The following is a 16,502-nucleotide window of genomic DNA, read 5'->3' as shown; positions in this document are numbered from 1 at the left end:
AACAAAGCGCCGCAGGCGGCAACGCACCCGCACCCGATCAGGCCGAGGCGCGACCCCGTCGCAAGCCCACCGCCACCAAGATCGCCGCCACCGCGACAGCGACCGCGTCCGCCCCCAGCCCCAGCCGGATACCCCCCAGCGTCGAGGACGCGAAGGACGCCCCCCCGTCCCGCAGCGAAGCGATCCGCGCCGAGGACAGCGCGCTGAGCAGCGGGATGCCGAGGGTGAGGCCCACCTGCTGGGAGCTGGTGACCAGGCCCGTCGCCAGGCCCTGTTCGGCGTCCGGCAGGCCCGACGTCGCGGTGACGCCGTAGGCCACGATCGCCCACAGGTGGCCGATGCACGCGATCGTCACCCCGGCCAGCGCCAGCCACGCGCTCGACCGCCCGAGGCCGAGGCCGAGCAGGGTGGCGGTGAAGACGGCCTGGATGACCAGGCCCGTCACCAGTGTGTTGCGGGTCCCGAGGCGGGCGATGACCTTCGGTGCGGTCATCCCGGCGAGGGCCGCGAAGACGCCCTGCACGCCGAAGACCAGGCCCGTGCGGAAGGGCGAGAGGTCCAGGACCTCCTGGAGGTAGAGGGTGAGCAGGAAGACGACCGCGCTCATCATCGAGAAGGTGGCGAGACCGGCCAGGTTCCCCCAGGCGACCGTCCGGCGCCGCAGCATCGGCAGCGACACCAGTGGCTCCGCCGCCCGCGACTCCACGGCCACGAAGGCGACGAGCAGGACGATTCCGACGATCAGGGTGGCGATCACGTCGACGCCGCCGAAGCCGCGCTGTGCGGCCGTCGACAGGGCGTAGATCACCGCCAGCAGGCCGCCGGTCACGGTCACCGCGCCCGGGATGTCGACGCGCGGCCGCCGCGGATGCCTGGACTCGGTGAGCAGACCGGGGGCGACGGCCAGGATGCCGATGCCGGCCACGGCCAGCAGGCCCATCGTGGAGCGCCAGCCCAGGGAGTCCGTCATCACGCCGCCGAGCACCATGCCGACGGTGTAGCCCAGCGACAGCAGCGTGCCGCTGATACCGAGCGCCTTCTCGCGCTGCGGGCCCTCGGCGAAGGTGGTGGTCAGCAGGGACATGCCGGTCGGCACGATGACGGCCGAGCCCAGTCCCTGGAGGGCGCGCCCGGCGAGGAAGACCGCCGGGTTCCAGGCGAACGCGGCGAGCACGGAGGCCGCGGTGAAGAGCGCGAGCCCGGTCAGGAAGAGCCTGCGCCGCCCGTAGCGGTCGGCGATCCGGCCGAAGAGCAGCAGGAAGCCGCCCGCGGGCAGCGCGCACGCGGTGACCGCCCACTGGAGATCGGCTTGCCCCATGCCCAGGTCGTCACCGAGGACGGGCAGCGCCACGTTCAGGATGGAGAAGTCGAGCGCGATGATGAACTGCGCCGCACACAGCACCAGCAGGATCATCTTCGCGCGGGTGGTCATGCCGTCCGCCGCCGGCGGTGGGGAGGTGGTCAGGGAAGGGGAACTGTCGATCGCCATGGGCATCACCCTCCGGCGTACGGAATACCGGTGGGGAGACAGTGTTTATGGTGGTGCCCGTACCACCAGGCGAGGGGGAGCCGTTGACAGCCGGTCCGATCGAGGCGCAGACCACACCAGCCGGGGCCAAATCGCGCCGGCGTCAGGAGCTGCGCGACTTCCTGATGAGCCGTCGGGCCCGGGTGAGCCCGGCCGACGTCGGCCTGCCGGACGGCGGCGCCCGGCGCCGCACCCCGGGGCTGCGCCGTGAGGAGGTGGCCGTGCTCGCAGGGGTCGGCGCGTCCTGGTACCAGTGGCTGGAGCAGGGGCGGGAGATCACCGTCTCGCCGCAGGTGCTCGACGCCGTCGCGCGCGTACTGAAGCTGGAGGGGCCGGAGCGCCGCCACCTCTACGCCCTGGCCGGGCTGAACCCGCCGCTGCCGGAGACGGTCTACGACCTGGAATACCTGTGCGCGGGCCTGCACCGGCTGATCGACGCCTGGATGCCCTACCCGGCGCACATCATGGACCCGTACTGGAACACCGTCGCCTACAACGAGGCGGCCGGGGTGGTCATGGGCTTCCGCGTGGAGACCGTGCAGAACTGCCTCATGACGTTCTTCACCGACCCCGTCTACCGCGCGCGGGCCGCGAACTGGGACGACAACGCCCACCGCGTCGTCGCGCAGTTCCGCTCCGCCTGGTCGGAGCGCCCCGACGACGAGGGGTTCCAGGCGATCGTCGACGAACTCTCCGAGCAGAGCGAGGAGTTCGTCGAGCTGTGGGCGCGCGGTGACGTGCACGACGGTGGCCAGCTGGTCAAGGAGCTGGAGCACCCGCTGGTCGGCGCGCTGTACTTCGAGAGCACCCAGCTGCGCGTCCCGGCCCGCCCGGACCTGACGATCGTGCTGCACAACCCGGTGCCGGAGTCGGGCACGGCGGCCAAGGTCGAATGGCTCACCTCGCCGGAGGGCCGCCGCGGGATGTACTCGGTCGCGGGCTGAGCAGCCCCGCGCACCTCTTCCGGTCTTCCGGTCTTCCGAGGTCCGGGTGCCGCTGCCCGCGGGGCGCTGCATATGCTCGCGCGTATGACGGAGACGCTGGACCCAGAAGACCGCAAGATCATCACGCTGGCCCGCTCCGCGCGCGCCCGCAACGCCGTCCCCGAGGGCGCCGCCGTGCGCGACGAGACCGGCCGGACCTACGTCGCCGGGACCGTCGCGCTCGACTCGCTCAGGCTGAGCGCCCTCCGGACCGCCGTCGCGATGGCCGTGGCCAGCGGCGCGAAGTCGCTGGAGGCCGCGGCCGTCGTCTCCGAGCTCGCCGTCGTCCCCGAGGCGGACCGCGCGGCCGTACGGGACCTGGGCGGCCCGGACACCCTCGTCCTGCTGGCGGGCCCGGACGGCACGCTGCTCGCGAAGCTCCTGGCGGGCTGACCGGGCGGCTCCGCCCGGGAGCCGGCCGACGTGACCACCGCTGGTCGGCGGTCGCCGGGGGATCGGGGAGAATATCGAGTATGGATAGAGCCTCCTCCCCGTCCCAGGCCCCTCACCGCGCGGGCTTCGCGTGCTTCGTCGGCCGCCCCAACGCGGGCAAGTCGACCCTGACCAACGCACTGGTGGGGACGAAGGTCGCGATCACGTCCAACCGGCCGCAGACCACCCGCCACACCGTGCGCGGCATCGTGCACCGCCCCGACGCCCAGCTCGTGCTGGTGGACACGCCCGGTCTGCACAAGCCCCGGACGCTGCTCGGCGAGCGGCTGAACGACGTGGTGCGCACCACGTGGGCCGAGGTCGACGTGATCGGCTTCTGCCTGCCCGCCGACCAGAAGCTCGGCCCCGGCGACCGCTACATCGCCTCCGAGCTGGCCGGCATCAAGAAGACCCCCAAGGTCGCCATCGTCACCAAGACGGACCTGGTGGACTCCAAGGCCCTCGCGGAGCAGCTGATCGCGATCCATCAGCTGGGCGAGGAGCTCGGCATCGAGTGGGCGGAGATCATCCCGGTCTCGGCCGTGGGCGACAAGCAGGTGTCGCTGCTCGCCGACCTGCTGGTGCCGATGCTGCCGGAGAGCCCGCCGCTCTACCCCGAGGGCGATCTCACCGACGAGCCCGAGCAGATCATGGTCGCCGAGCTGATCCGCGAGGCGGCGCTGGAGGGCGTGCGGGACGAGCTGCCGCACTCGATCGCCGTCGTGGTCGAGGAGATGCTGCCGCGGGAGGACCGCCCGGCGAACAAGCCGCTGCTGGACATCCACGCGAACGTCTACATCGAGCGCCCCAGCCAGAAGGGGATCATCATCGGCCCCAAGGGCTCCCGGCTGAAGGAGGTCGGCATGAAGTCCCGCAAGCACATCGAGGCGCTCCTCGGTACCCCGGTCTACCTCGACCTGCACGTGAAGGTCGCGAAGGACTGGCAGCGCGACCCGAAGCAGCTGCGCAAGCTCGGTTTCTAAGCCCCCGCCGCGCCTGCCGGGGTGCCTCTGGCGCCCCGCGCGCGGCTGCGGGTCGTCGCCGGTCGCTCGCGCAGTTCCCAGCGCCCCTTACGGGGCGCCTCCCTACGCCCCCTCCTTGAGCACCGTCTGGATCAGTTCGCGCTGGTCGTGTGTGAGGTGGGGGTCCGCGAGGCGGACCGAGCGGCCGTCCACGGTGATCTCGTAGTGGAAGCCGTCCGGGACGCCCCGCCCCGGGGCGTCGTGGCCGGGGGCCAGCGCCCGGTGGGCCAGGGCCTCCAGGTGGGTCGCGTCGGGCCGGCAGCTGGTGTCCAGCTCGGCCCGACGCTCGATTCCGGTAAAACCGCCGGTTCGGGTGATGGCGATCCGCATGTCGCCATCCTTACCCCGTAAGGCCGTCCCTACGAGGTGGGAACCCCCACCTGCGACCACGCCTTGAGAACGGCCGAAATCGCGTCCCCCTCGCCGTAGAGGCTCCGGGCCGTCGCCGCCGTCAGCCGCGCGAACTCCGCGAAATCGGCGTCGGAGGCCAGCTGCCCGCCGGTCAGCGTGGCGTACCAGACCTTCCCGGCCCGTTCCCAGGCGTGGCCCCCGAGCGCGCTCGCCACGAGGTAGAAGGCGTGGTTGGGGATGCCGGAGTTGGTGTGCACGCCACCGTTGTCACGCGAGGTCCGCACGTAGTCGTCCATGGTGGCGGGCTGTGGGTCCTTGCCCAGCTGCGGGTCGTCGTAGGCCGTGCCCGGCGCCTTCATGGAGCGCAGTGCCGTGCCGTGGATGTGCGGTCCCAGCAGTCCCTGGCCGATCAGCCAGTCGGCCTGGTCGGCGGTCTGCCCGAGCGCGTACTGCTTGATCAGCGAGCCGAAGACGTCCGACAGGGACTCGTTGAGCGCGCCCGACTGGCCGTAGTACTCCAGGTTGGCCGTGTACTGGGTCACGCCGTGGGTGAGCTCGTGGCCGATGACGTCCACCGAGACGGTGAAGTCGCCGAAGAGCCGTCCGTCGCCGTCCCCGAACACCATCTGGGTGCCGTCCCAGAAGGCGTTGTCGTAATTCGTGCCGTAATGGACGGTGGCATTCAGGGGGAGCCCGGCATCGTCGACGGAATGCCGGCCGTATGCCTTGAGGTAGAAGTCGAAGGTGGCGCCGAGCGCGGAATTCGCGCGGTTGACCGTGCCGTCCTTGGCCGGGCCGTCGCCTTCGGCGTGCACCTCCGTGCCGGGTGTCGTCTCCTGGTGCCCGGCGTCGTAGATCGTCCGCCGGGGGGTGTCGGAGGGGGTACCCGCTGGTGCCGCGGCGCTGCCGAGGGTGGCGACGCGGCGGCGGGTGCGGTGGAGGGAGTCGTGTTCGAGGGTGCGCCGGGCGGGCTCGTAGACCGTCGGGTCGTCCGATTCGGCGAGCCTGTCCAGGATGTGAGGAGGCACGATGGTGCAGAAAACCGGTTTCATGGCGGCAATGTGGCACCGGCCCTCCGGCTTGTCACTGCTTGGCGTCACGATTAATGAAATCGAGTGGTTGGCCATCATTTGAGGGACGGCAATTCCACATTCCCCTCTCCGGCTGCTCCGGCTGCTCCGGCCCCCGGTGCCCCGTGGGACCCATGAGCGATCGCGTCCCGCATGCTGATACGGGGGGTCCATGGCGCGGCGCGCTCGGTTATCGTGCTGAGCATCATGCGTTTCGGGCTGCTTCTCCTTAGCTGCCGCGGCGAGGGTCTGCAGTAGGCCGACTCCCTCCCCGCGGAGTTCGGTGTTGCGGTCACTTGCCGGTGACCCGCCCCGTCGGCCGCCCAGCGGACACACGAGGAGCCCCACGCAGATGCCCGAGCCCCGCACCACCCAGATCGCGGCCGTACGCCCTCCCACGCCCGTCACCGCGGCGACCGTGACCCAGCGCCCCTCGGGGATGCCGGTCCACAAATACGGGCCCTACGAGGCCGTCGACCTCCCCGGCCGCACCTGGCCCGACCGGCGCATCACCGCCGCCCCCCGCTGGCTCTCCACCGACCTGCGCGACGGCAACCAGGCGCTGATCGACCCGATGTCCCCGGCCCGCAAGCGCGAGATGTTCGACCTGCTGGTGCGCATGGGCTACAAGGAGATCGAGGTCGGCTTCCCCTCCTCCGGCGCCACCGACTTCGACTTCGTGCGGTCGATCATCGAGGACGGCGCGATCCCCGAGGACGTGACGATCTCCGTCCTCACCCAGGCGCGCGAGGAGCTGATCGAGCGGACCGTGGAGTCGCTGCGCGGCGCCCACCGCGCGACCGTCCACCTCTACAACGCCACCGCGCCCGTCTTCCGCCGGGTGGTCTTCCGCGGCTCCCGCGAGCAGGTCAGGCAGATCGCGGTCGACGGCACCCGGCTGGTCGTGGAGTACGCCGAGAAGATCCTCGGTGATGAGACGGTCTTCGGCTACCAGTACAGCCCCGAGATCTTCACCGACACCGAGCTGGACTTCGCCCTGGAGGTCTGCGAGGGCGTCATGGACGTCTGGCAGCCCGAGGCCGGGCGGGAGATCATCCTCAATCTGCCGGCCACGGTGGAGCGGTCCACCCCGAGCACCCACGCCGACCGCTTCGAATGGATGTCGCGGCACCTGTCCCGGCGCGAGCACGTCTGTCTGTCCGCCCACCCCCACAACGACCGGGGCACGGCCGTCGCGGCCGCCGAGCTGGCGGTCATGGCGGGCGCGGACCGCGTCGAGGGCTGCCTCTTCGGCCAGGGCGAGCGCACCGGCAACGTCGACCTCGTCACCCTGGGCATGAACCTCTTCTCCCAGGGCGTCGACCCGCAGATCGACTTCTCGCAGATCGACGAGGTCCGCCGCACCGCCGAGTACTGCAACCAGATGGAGGTCCACCCGCGCCACCCCTACGCGGGCGACCTGGTCTACACCGCCTTCTCCGGCTCCCACCAGGACGCCATCAAGAAGGGCTTCGAGGCGATGGAGGCCACCGCTGCCGCCGCCGGGAAGACCGTGGACGACATCGAGTGGGCCGTCCCCTATCTGCCCATCGACCCGAAGGACGTCGGACGCTCGTACGAGGCGGTCATCCGCGTCAACTCGCAGTCCGGCAAGGGCGGTATCGCCTACGTCCTGAAGAACGACCACAGCCTGGACCTGCCGCGCCGGATGCAGATCGAGTTCTCCCGGATCATCCAGGCGAAGACGGACGCCGAGGGCGGCGAGGTGACCCCGCAGGAGATCTGGTCGGTCTTCCAGGACGAGTACCTGCCCACCGACGACAACCCCTGGGGCCGGATCGCCCTGCGCTCCCACCAGACCTCGACCACCAGCGAGGGCACCGACGCGCTCACCGTCGAGGCGGTCGTGGACGGCGCGGACACCGTGCTGACCGGCACCGGCAACGGTCCGATCTCCGCCTTCTTCGACGCGCTCGCCGCGGTCGGGGTCGACGCCCGCCTGCTGGACTACTCCGAGCACACCATGAGCGAGGGCGCGAGCGCCCGCGCCGCCTCGTACATCGAGTGCGTGATCGACGGCAAGGTGCTGTGGGGCATCGGCACCGACCCCAACACCACGCGCGCCTCGATCAAGGCGGTCGTCTCCGCGGTCAACCGGGCCTACCGGGGCTGACGTCGGTCAAGAACGTGCCACCGAAACCACCGTATCCGGTGGCTCGGTGGCGTGTTCGCCCCACTGCCGCCCGAAGTCTGCGCACGGGGTACTGACGCCACATCAACGATGTGGCTAACATCACGTCAACGCGGCGACGAGGCCGTGGCGTTATGGAGGTGCGCCGTGATGCACGCGCGAGGCCGATCCGGTCCGGACCGGTGTGTGGTGGGCGTACGCACCGTATGGCGCACCGTCGGCGACGGCGAGTTCTACTGCCCCGGCTGCGGCGGCGACCGCAACTACCGCCGCCGTACGGGCCGCCGCCGGCTCGTCGCCTTCGGGGTGCCGCTGCTGCCGCGCGGGCCGGCCGGCCCGATCGTCGAGTGCACCGCCTGCCGGGCCCGCTACAGCACGGACATCCTCGACCACCCCACCACCACGCGCTTCTCCGCGATGCTCCGCGACGCCGTGCACACCGTCGCCCTCGCCGTTCTCGCCGCGGGCGGCACCGAGGCGCGTACGGTCCGCAGGGCCGCGGTCGGCGCGGTGCGCGCCGCGGGCTTCGTCGACTGCAGCGAGGAGCAGCTGATCACCCTGATCGAGGCGCTCGCCGCGGACACCGGCCGGCTCCCCGGGACGTATCCGAGCGGCGGCGGCCTCGGTGACGGCGGCTGCGGCCGCGACGGCTTCGACCCCCGCGGCACGGCCCTGGCCATCGAGCTCCACGAGGCGCTGGAGCCACTCGCTCCGCACCTCGCCCCGGCCGGCCGGGAGACGATCCTCCTCCAGGGCGCCCGCATCGCCCTGGCCGACGGCCCCTACCGCCCCGCGGAACGCGAGGTCCTGTCCACGGTGGGCCGGGCCCTCCTCCTCCGCCCGGAAGACACGGACCGCCTCCTCGCCTCGGCCCGCACGCCGTCGTAGGACTCCCTCACGCCCGGGACGGGTTCGGCCTCCCCGTCCGGCGGCGGCGGCCCGTGGGGCGGCGGCGCTGCCGGCGGATCAGCCAGAGGCCGCCGAGGACCACGGGGAACGCCGCCACGGCGCTGAGCAGCAGGGCCGTCGAGACCGTGTCCGTGGCGAGGGGCGCGAAGAAGGCGATGAGCGCCAGGCAGCTGCCCGACGCGATCGCGACGCTGATCTGCCACAGCGAGCGCGCGGGGGCGGCCGAGGTCCAGCGGGCGAGGCCCTGGGCGAACCAGAGGAACATCGCGCTGAGCGGCAGCAGCGCCAGGCCGATGCCCAGCGGGAGGCGGTACGCCTCCTTGGGGCGGTCGGTGGCGTCCTGCCGCATGCCGTGGAAGTCGACGTAGCGGACCTTGCCCCGCCACGACGTCATCGCCACCCGGTCCCCGCGCCCGACCGCGCCGAAGACCGACGTCGACCGGCTCATGTCCACGCGGTGGGAGCCCCCGTCGTGCCCGGTCAGCGTGAGCCAGTGGTGCTCCGTCCCGCCGTCGGTCACGGTCTCGGTCTTCTCGACGGTGGCCGGAACGGTCTTCCGGCACTCCGTGGACGGCTCGTCCGGCAGACAGGCGGGGGCCGTCGCGAAGGCCCAGGCGTCGGCCCGCTTGCCGGGCACGGTGACACCCAGCAGAAAGGCCGCGACGACGGCCAGTCCGAGGCCGGCCACTCCCATGGCGAGCGTCGGCAAGGGGTTCCGGAGCGACGGGAAGATCAACATGCCGACATTCTCCAATGCTTCCGGCCCCGGTCCCGCCCGAGGGGAAACGCACCTCGGCCCGTACGGGAGAATGGCCCCATGAGTCTGTTCCGCGACGACGGCGTCGTACTGAGAACCCAGAAGCTGGGCGAGGCGGACCGGATCATCACGTTGCTCACCCGGGGGCACGGGCGCGTACGGGCCGTGGCCCGCGGCGTGCGGCGGACCAAGTCGAAGTTCGGGGCGCGGCTGGAGCCGTTCTCGCACGTGGACGTGCAGTTCTTCGCGCGCGGCGGCGAGCTGATCGGCCGCGGCCTGCCGCTGTGCACCCAGAGCGAGACCATCGCCGCGTACGGCGGCGGCATCGTCACCGACTACGCCCGCTACACCGCGGGCACCGCCATGCTGGAGACCGCCGAGCGGTTCACCGACCACGAGGGCGAGCCCGCCGTGCAGCAGTACCTGCTGCTCGTCGGCGGCCTGCGGACGCTCGCCGCGGGCGAGCACGCCCCGCACCTGATCCTCGACGCGTTCCTGCTGCGCTCGCTCGCCGTCAACGGCTACGCGCCCAGCTTCGAGGCCTGCGCCAAGTGCGGAATGCCCGGACCGAACCGATTCTTCTCGGTGGCCGCGGGCGGCGTGGTGTGCGGTGACTGCCGGGTGCCCGGAAGCGTCGTACCCTCCTCGGAGTCGATCGGGCTCCTCGGCGCGCTGCTGACCGGGGACTGGGCGACGGCGGACGCGTGCGAGGCGCGGCACGTCCGGGAGGGCAGCGGCCTGGTGGCGGCGTATCTGCACTGGCACCTGGAGCGGGGGCTCCGCTCCCTCCGTTACGTAGAGAAGTGACGCAGCAGACCCTGGCATCGAGGAGAAGTGGCACGCATGGCACGACGCGGGATTCTGGGCCGTTCCCGACGCGAGTACCGCACACCCGACCCGCATCCGTCCGGGGCGCGGCCGCCGAAGATCCCCGGCGAGCTGGTCCCGAACCACGTGGCCATCGTCATGGACGGCAACGGCCGCTGGGCGAAGGAGCGCGGGCTGCCGCGCACGGAGGGCCACAAGGTCGGCGAGGGCGTCGTCATGGACGTCCTCAAGGGCTGCCTGGAGATGGGCGTCAAGAACCTCTCCCTGTACGCCTTCTCGACCGAGAACTGGAAGCGCTCGCCCGAAGAGGTGCGCTTCCTGATGAACTTCAACCGTGACGTCATCCGCCGCCGCCGCGACGAAATGGACGAGCTCGGCATCCGGGTCCGCTGGACCGGACGCATGCCGAAGCTCTGGAAGTCGGTGGTCGAGGAGCTCCAGGTCGCCCAGGAGCAGACCAAGAACAACGACGCCATGACGATGTACTTCTGCGTCAACTACGGCGGCCGCGCGGAGATCGCCGACGCGGCGGCGGCCATCGGGCGCGACATCGCCGCGGGCCGGCTCGACCCGGCGAAGGTCTCGGAGAAGACCTTCGCGAAGTACCTCTACTACCCGGACATGCCGGACGTCGACCTCTTCGTCCGCCCGTCCGGGGAGCAGCGCACGTCCAACTACCTGATCTGGCAGAGCGCTTACGCCGAGATGGTCTTCCAGGACGTGCTCTGGCCCGACTTCGACCGCCGAGACCTGTGGCGCGCCTGCCTGGAGTTCGCCCAGCGGGACCGCCGCTTCGGCGGCGCGGTCCCGAACGAGGACCAGCTCGACAAGGGGATCACCGCGGGCGAGTGAGACCCGCGTACAGCTGTGCCCCGGGCGTCGTCCGACGCCCGGGGCACAGCTGTGTGATCGTCAGGCGCGGGGCCGGTCCGGTGCCGCGGCGCAGTCCCCGCAGGTGCCGAAGATCTCGATGGTGTGGGCGACGTCCTCGAAGCCGTGCTCGGCGGCGATGGAGTCCGCCCACTTCTCCACCGCGGGCCCCTCGACCTCGACGGCCTTGCCGCAGACCCGGCACACCAGGTGGTGGTGGTGCCCGCTGGAGCAGCGGCGGTAGACCGACTCGCCCTCGCTGGTGCGCAGCACGTCGACCTCGCCCGCGTCGGCGAGGGACTGGAGCGTGCGGTAGACGGTGGTCAGACCCACCGAGGCACCGCGGTGCCTGAGCATGTCGTGGAGCTCTTGAGCGCTACGGAACTCGTCCACCTCGTCGAGCGCGGCCGAGACCGCGGCCCGCTGCTTGGTGGACCGGCCGCGTACGGGGGGACCCGCGGTCGCCACTGTTGCCTCCAAAAGCTCGCCTGAACACCCATCCGCACGTGTCGCACGGCCAATTGTGCCAGTCCGCGGGACCGGGTGTGTAAGCCCCGAGACGCACCTCGGACCTGTACGCCGGGCGCCGCGTGCCGTACGCGGGTGCGGGACCGGTGCGCCGGGCGCGTGCGGCGGAGGGCGCGGGCCGGTCCCGGGGCGGGGGGGGCGTCCGTCAGACCCGCACGTCGTCGGCGGGCCGGCGGGCGTCGGGCACCGTGAGCGTGCAGCCGTCCTCGGCGGCCGCGGCGGCCTGCCGGGCGCGTTTCCTCGCGAGGGGGGTCGCGAGGGCGGTCAGGGTGACGAAGACGCCGATGGCGAGCAGCACGATGGAGGCGCCCGAGGGCACGTTCACGTAGTACGACAGTGTGGTGCCGGAGACGGTCACCAGCACGCCGATGGCGATGGCCAGCGCGAAGGTCATCGCGAAGCTGCGGGCGATCTGCTGCGAGGCGGCCACGGGGATCACCATCAGGGCGCTGACGAGCAGCAGCCCGACGACGCGCATGGCGACGGTGACGGTCACCGCGGCGGTGACCGCGATCAGCAGGTTCAGCAGCCGCACGGGGAGCCCCGTGACGCGGGCGAACTCCTCGTCCTGGCAGATGGCGAAGAGCTGGCGGCGCAGGCCCAGGGTGGTCAGGATCACGAACGCCGCCAGGATGCAGATCGCCACGATGTCCTGTTGCGAGACGGTGGTGATCGAGCCGAAGAGGTACGTCGTGAGGTTGGCGTTGGAGCCGCTGGAGGACAGGCTCATCAGCATCACGCCGCCGGCCATGCCGCCGTAGAAGAGCATGGCGAGGGCGATGTCGCCGCGGGCCTTGCCGTAGGAGCGGATCAGCTCCATCACCACGGCGCCGACGACGCAGACGGCGGTGGCCATCCACACCGGGCTGGTGTTGAGCAGGAAGCCGAGGCCGACGCCGGTGAGCGCCACGTGGCCGATGCCGTCGCCCATCAGCGCCTGGCGGCGCTGGACGAGGAAGGTGCCGATCGCGGGCGCGGTGAGGCCGACCACGAGGGCGGCGAGCAGGGCCCGCTGCATGAAGGCGAAGTCGAGGATGTCCATCAGGTGAGCAGCCCTGTCCGTATGGGTTCCGCTGCCGGGCCGGCGTGCGGGTGTACGTGGTCGTGGCCGGGCAGCGCGTGCTGTCCGACGGCCTCCGGCGGCGGGCCGTCGTGGACGACGCAGCCGTCGCGGAGCACGACCGCGCGGTCGATGAGCGGCTCCAGGGGGCCGAGCTCGTGCAGGACGAGGAGGACGGTCGCGCCCCGCTCGACCTGGGCGCGCAGGGCGGCCGCGAGGACCTCCTGGCTGGCCAGGTCGACGCCCGCCATCGGCTCGTCCATGATCAGCAGCTCGGGTTCCACGGCCAGCGCGCGGGCGATCAGCACGCGCTGGTGCTGGCCGCCGGAGAGCGCGTCCACGGAGTCCTTGATGCGGTCGGCCATGCCGACGAGCTCCAGGGCCGCGACGACGGCCTCGCGGTCCGCCTTGCGCATGATGCCGAGCCGGGTGCGGGCCAGCCGGCCCGCGGAGACGACCTCGCCGACGGTCGCGGGCACCCCGCCCGCGGCGGTGGTGCGCTGGGGTACGTAGCCGAGCCGGGCCCAGTCGCGGAAGCGGCGCCGCGGGGTGCCGAAGAGGTCGAGCTCGCCGCCGGTCAGCGGCACCTGGCCGACGATCGCGCGGACGGCCGTGGACTTGCCGGAGCCGTTGGCGCCGAGCAGTGCCACGACCTCGCCGCGCTTCACGGTCAGGTCCACGCCGCGCAGCACCGGGCGCGAGCCCAGGGTGGCGGTCGCGCCGCGCAGGGATATGACGGGCCGGCCGTCCATGTCGTTGACCTCCGTCACTTGGTGCCGAGCGCCTTCTGGAGGGCGGCGAGGTTGGACTCCATGACGGCGAAGTAGTCGTCGCCCTTGGACTTGCCGGTGATGCCTTCGAGCGGGTCGAGGACGTCCGTGCCCACCCCGAGGTCCTTGGCCAGGGTCCTGGCCGTGGCCGGGTTGGCGATCGTCTCGAAGAAGACGGTGCTGACGTGGTGGTCCTTGGCCAGCTGGTGGAGGTCCTTCATCCGGGCGGCGCTGGGCTCGGACTCCGGGTCCAGGCCGCTGATGGCCTCCTCGGTGAGCCCGTAGCGCTCGGCGAGGTAGCCGAAGGCCGCGTGAGTGGTGATGAAGGTGTCGGAGGCGCGGTTCTTCAGGCCGTCGGCGAACTTCGTGTTCAGCGCGTCCAGCTTCTTGACCAGCGCGTCCGTGTTCTTCTGGAAGTCCGCCCTGTGCTCGGGGTCGGCCTCGGCGAGGGTCTTGTTCACTCCCTTGGCGACCTCGGCGTACTTCACCGGATCCAGCCAGATGTGCGGGTCCTTGCCGGCCTCGGACTCCGAGTGGGAGTGGTTGTCGCCGGTGGAGTGGTGGTGGCCGTCCACCTCGGTGCCGTGCTCCTCCAGATCGGTGAGGGAGGCCGCGTCGGCGACGTGCTTGTTCCCGGACTGCTTGATCGCCGCGTCCACGGCGGGCTGGAGGCCCTTGAGGTAGACGATCGCGCCCGCGTCGGAGAGGGAGCCGGTCTGCCTGGGCGTGAGCTCCAGGTCGTGCGGCTCGACACCGGGCTTCGTCAGGTTGGTCACGCTGACGTGGTCGCCGCCGATCTCCTTGGCCAGGAACTCCATCGGGTAGAAGGAGGCGATCACCTTCGTCCTGCCGTCCGCCGCCTTGCCCGCCGCGTCGGAGGAGGAGCACGCGGAGAGCGTGAGCAGCCCCAGGGCTGCGGCCGTGGCGACGGCGGCGGTGGTTATTCGGGGGGAGTACGGACGGCTTACGTTCATGACAGTCATTTTCAACAAAAGTGGAAACGATTGTCAACAACATGTTCGCAAAGGGGGCGCAACCGGGCCGCCCGGCCGATCGGGTCAAGCCAAGGCCAGAGCCGATTTGATGAGAGGGGGTGCGCCGCCGGTAACCTGAAGCATTCGCTGTTCGTCGTCGCAATGAAGAGAGCACCGTGGCCGCCGACAAGATCGACACCATCGTCAGCCTGAGCAAGCGCCGTGGCTTTGTCTATCCGTGCAGTGAGATCTACGGCGGACAGCGTGCCGCCTGGGATTACGGACCGCTCGGTGTGGAGCTCAAGGAGAACATCAAGCGTCAGTGGTGGCGCTCCATGGTCACCTCGCGCGACGACGTGGTCGGTCTCGACTCGTCGGTGATCCTCGCCCGCGAGGTCTGGGAGGCGTCCGGCCACGTCGCCACCTTCTCCGACCCGCTGACCGAGTGCACCTCCTGCCACAAGCGCTACCGCGCGGACCACCTGGAGGAGGCGTACGAGGCCAAGCACGGCAAGCTGCCCGCGAACGGCCTCGCCGACATCAACTGCCCGAACTGCGGCAACAAGGGCCAGTTCACCGAGCCCAAGCAGTTCTCCGGCCTGCTCGCCACCCACCTCGGCCCGACCCAGGACACCGGCTCGGTGACCTACCTGCGCCCCGAGACTGCCCAGGGCATCTTCACCAACTTCGCCCAGGTGCAGACGACTTCGCGCAAGAAGCCCCCGTTCGGCATCGCCCAGACGGGCAAGTCCTTCCGCAACGAGATCACGCCGGGCAACTTCATCTTCCGCACCCGCGAGTTCGAGCAGATGGAGATGGAGTTCTTCGTCAAGCCGGGCGAGGACGAGCAGTGGCACGAGTACTGGATGCAGCAGCGCTGGAGCTGGTACACCGGCCTCGGCATGCGCGAGGAGAACATGCGGTGGTACGAGCACGCCGCTGAGAAGCTCTCCCACTACTCCAAGCGCACCGTCGACATCGAGTACCGCTTCAACTTCGGCGGCTCGGAGTTCTCGGAGCTGGAGGGTGTGGCCAACCGCACCGACTTCGACCTCAAGGCGCACTCCGCGGGCTCCGGCCAGGACCTGTCGTACTTCGACCAGGAGGCCGGCGAGCGCTACTTCCCGTACGTCATCGAGCCGGCGGCCGGCCTCAACCGCGCCATGCTCGCCTTCATGCTCGACGCGTACAACGAGGACGAGGCGCCGAACGCCAAGGGCGTCATGGAGAAGCGCGTCGTGATGCGCCTCGACCCGCGCCTCGCGCCGGTCAAGGTCGCGGTCCTGCCGCTCTCCCGCAACCCGCAGCTCTCCCCGAAGGCCAAGGGCCTCGCGGCGGACCTGCGCAAGAACTGGAACATCGAGTTCGACGACGCGGGCGCGATCGGCCGCCGCTACCGCCGCCAGGACGAGATCGGCACGCCGTTCTGCGTCACGGTCGACTTCGACACGCTCGACGACAACGCCGTGACCGTGCGCGAGCGCGACACGATGAAGCAGGAGCGGGTGTCTCTCGACCAGATCGAGAGCTACCTGGGCTCGCGCCTGCTGGGCTGCTGACGCTTTTCGCCGCGCGAAGGCCCCGGTTCCCGCTTCGGCGGGGGCCGGGGCCTTCGGGTTTTCTTCTTCAGCTCTGCCAGTCGGCGGTGTCGAGCTCGAAGTCGAAGGGGGCGGGGATGTGGACCTTGTCGCCGAACTTGACCTGGGTGTGGGCACGGTAGCCCTTGTCGGGGCTCGGGTCGTGGTACACGGTGACAGCCGAATTGAGGATGTCCACCAGGATGTACACCGGCACGCCTGCCTTGCCGTAGACCTCGAGCTTGCCCCGGCGGTCGAAATCGGCAGTCGAGGCGGATGTCAGCTCGCCGACCAAGGAGAGCGCTTCGCCGGGGAGGTGGATGCTGTCCACCTTCGTCAGCTCTTCGTCTGAAACGTGGACGTCGGGGCCGTAGTTGCCGCCGTGGCCCGAGAACTTGAAAAGGAGCGGAGAACGGTCCGCCAGATGTCCCTCAGGTGCATGCGGCTCAAGTTGTCGCACGAGGTTGACCAGCATGGGGCGGTATTTGCCCTTGGACCACGGCGACACGACGATTCTCCCCCTGATGATCTCTGATCGGTAGCCGTCCGGGAGGTGTGCGTCGACGTGCTCCAGGATGTGGCAAAGCTCCTCGAACCCCCCCGGCTCCGGGGCGGGATCTATCGCCTGAGGCGTCACGCATGGAATCTCGACCATGACTGCCATGATGCTCCCTTCTTGTCGGGTGACGGC

The 16,502-nt window shown here is 70.7% G+C and carries 17 protein-coding genes; 8 read left to right on the top strand and 9 right to left on the bottom strand.

Going from position 1 to position 16,502, the window contains the following annotated elements:
- Nucleotides 1–37: 37 nt before the first annotated feature.
- Nucleotides 38–1,489, bottom strand: coding sequence for an MFS transporter (locus tag AB0435_RS19600; protein WP_366006129.1), 1,452 nt, complete (start codon nt 1,487–1,489; stop codon nt 38–40).
- A gap of 164 nt (nt 1,490–1,653) precedes the next feature.
- On the opposite strand from AB0435_RS19600, the gene AB0435_RS19595 reads away from it, so the two are divergent.
- The 3 genes from AB0435_RS19595 (at nt 1,654) to era (ending at nt 3,926) form a co-directional block, all read left to right on the top strand.
- Nucleotides 1,654–2,472 (top strand): helix-turn-helix transcriptional regulator, encoded by an 819-nt coding sequence (locus AB0435_RS19595; RefSeq protein WP_366427538.1) that lies wholly within the window; start codon nt 1,654–1,656, stop codon nt 2,470–2,472.
- Nucleotides 2,473–2,556: 84 nt separating this feature from the next.
- Complete coding sequence (locus tag AB0435_RS19590; protein WP_366427511.1) at nt 2,557–2,904, top strand: cytidine deaminase; 348 nt, start codon at nt 2,557–2,559, stop codon at nt 2,902–2,904.
- Between the two features lie 80 nt (nt 2,905–2,984).
- On the top strand, nt 2,985–3,926 hold the full coding sequence (gene era, locus AB0435_RS19585) for a GTPase Era (RefSeq protein ID WP_361527312.1): 942 nt from the start codon (nt 2,985–2,987) through the stop codon (nt 3,924–3,926).
- 102 nt (nt 3,927–4,028) lie between these two features.
- Here the strand turns inward: era and AB0435_RS19580 are convergent, their stop codons facing one another.
- Entirely contained in the window at nt 4,029–4,295 is a 267-nt protein-coding gene (locus AB0435_RS19580; RefSeq protein WP_366006127.1) for a protealysin inhibitor emfourin, read from the bottom strand.
- 29 nt (nt 4,296–4,324) lie between these two features.
- A complete protein-coding gene (locus tag AB0435_RS19575) occupies nt 4,325–5,368 on the bottom strand; it encodes a M4 family metallopeptidase (RefSeq protein ID WP_366427510.1) in 1,044 nt (347 codons plus the stop codon).
- A 370-nt stretch (nt 5,369–5,738) separates the two neighbouring features.
- Here AB0435_RS19575 and leuA point away from each other — a divergent pair, with 370 nt between their 5' ends.
- A complete protein-coding gene (gene leuA, locus AB0435_RS19570; protein ID WP_366006125.1) occupies nt 5,739–7,520 on the top strand; it encodes a 2-isopropylmalate synthase in 1,782 nt (593 codons plus the stop codon).
- A 168-nt stretch (nt 7,521–7,688) separates the two neighbouring features.
- On the top strand, nt 7,689–8,426 hold the full coding sequence (locus tag AB0435_RS19565; RefSeq protein ID WP_366006132.1) for a TerB family tellurite resistance protein: 738 nt from the start codon (nt 7,689–7,691) through the stop codon (nt 8,424–8,426).
- Nucleotides 8,427–8,433: 7 nt separating this feature from the next.
- Here AB0435_RS19565 and AB0435_RS19560 read toward each other — a convergent pair whose 3' ends face one another.
- Nucleotides 8,434–9,186, bottom strand: coding sequence for a hypothetical protein (locus AB0435_RS19560; RefSeq protein ID WP_366006124.1), 753 nt, complete (start codon nt 9,184–9,186; stop codon nt 8,434–8,436).
- Between the two features lie 78 nt (nt 9,187–9,264).
- On the opposite strand from AB0435_RS19560, the gene recO reads away from it, so the two are divergent.
- Nucleotides 9,265–10,011 carry a DNA repair protein RecO gene (gene recO, locus AB0435_RS19555; RefSeq protein WP_366006123.1) on the top strand — a complete coding sequence of 249 codons (747 nt, stop codon included), beginning with the start codon at nt 9,265–9,267 and terminating at the stop codon, nt 10,009–10,011.
- 36 nt (nt 10,012–10,047) lie between these two features.
- Nucleotides 10,048–10,884 (top strand): isoprenyl transferase, encoded by an 837-nt coding sequence (locus AB0435_RS19550; RefSeq protein WP_366006122.1) that lies wholly within the window; start codon nt 10,048–10,050, stop codon nt 10,882–10,884.
- 60 nt (nt 10,885–10,944) lie between these two features.
- Here the strand turns inward: AB0435_RS19550 and AB0435_RS19545 are convergent, their stop codons facing one another.
- The 4 genes from AB0435_RS19545 to AB0435_RS19530 form a co-directional block, all read right to left on the bottom strand.
- A complete protein-coding gene (locus AB0435_RS19545) occupies nt 10,945–11,370 on the bottom strand; it encodes a Fur family transcriptional regulator (RefSeq protein WP_366006121.1) in 426 nt (141 codons plus the stop codon).
- A gap of 205 nt (nt 11,371–11,575) precedes the next feature.
- Nucleotides 11,576–12,472, bottom strand: a complete 897-nt coding sequence (locus AB0435_RS19540) for an iron chelate uptake ABC transporter family permease subunit (RefSeq protein WP_366006120.1) — start codon at nt 12,470–12,472, stop codon at nt 11,576–11,578.
- Entirely contained in the window at nt 12,472–13,242 is a 771-nt protein-coding gene (locus AB0435_RS19535; RefSeq protein ID WP_366006131.1) for a metal ABC transporter ATP-binding protein, read from the bottom strand. The genes AB0435_RS19540 and AB0435_RS19535 overlap by 1 nt, the downstream gene beginning before the upstream one ends.
- 14 nt (nt 13,243–13,256) lie before the next feature.
- Nucleotides 13,257–14,234 carry a metal ABC transporter substrate-binding protein gene (locus tag AB0435_RS19530; protein ID WP_366427509.1) on the bottom strand — a complete coding sequence of 326 codons (978 nt, stop codon included), beginning with the start codon at nt 14,232–14,234 and terminating at the stop codon, nt 13,257–13,259.
- Nucleotides 14,235–14,410: 176 nt separating this feature from the next.
- On the opposite strand from AB0435_RS19530, the gene AB0435_RS19525 reads away from it, so the two are divergent.
- Nucleotides 14,411–15,793: a glycine--tRNA ligase gene (locus AB0435_RS19525; RefSeq protein WP_366006118.1), complete on the top strand. Its 1,383-nt coding sequence runs from the start codon at nt 14,411–14,413 to the stop codon at nt 15,791–15,793.
- Nucleotides 15,794–15,860: 67 nt separating this feature from the next.
- Here the strand turns inward: AB0435_RS19525 and AB0435_RS19520 are convergent, their stop codons facing one another.
- On the bottom strand, nt 15,861–16,475 hold the full coding sequence (locus AB0435_RS19520; protein ID WP_366006116.1) for a Uma2 family endonuclease: 615 nt from the start codon (nt 16,473–16,475) through the stop codon (nt 15,861–15,863).
- Between the last annotated feature and the right edge of the window lie 27 nt (nt 16,476–16,502).

Source organism: Streptomyces sp. NPDC051173 (assembly GCF_040689515.1).
Taxonomy (GTDB): domain Bacteria; phylum Actinomycetota; class Actinomycetes; order Streptomycetales; family Streptomycetaceae; genus Streptomyces.
The sequence above is the reverse complement of the archived record's forward strand: the minus strand, read 5'-3'. Positions and strand labels throughout refer to the sequence as shown.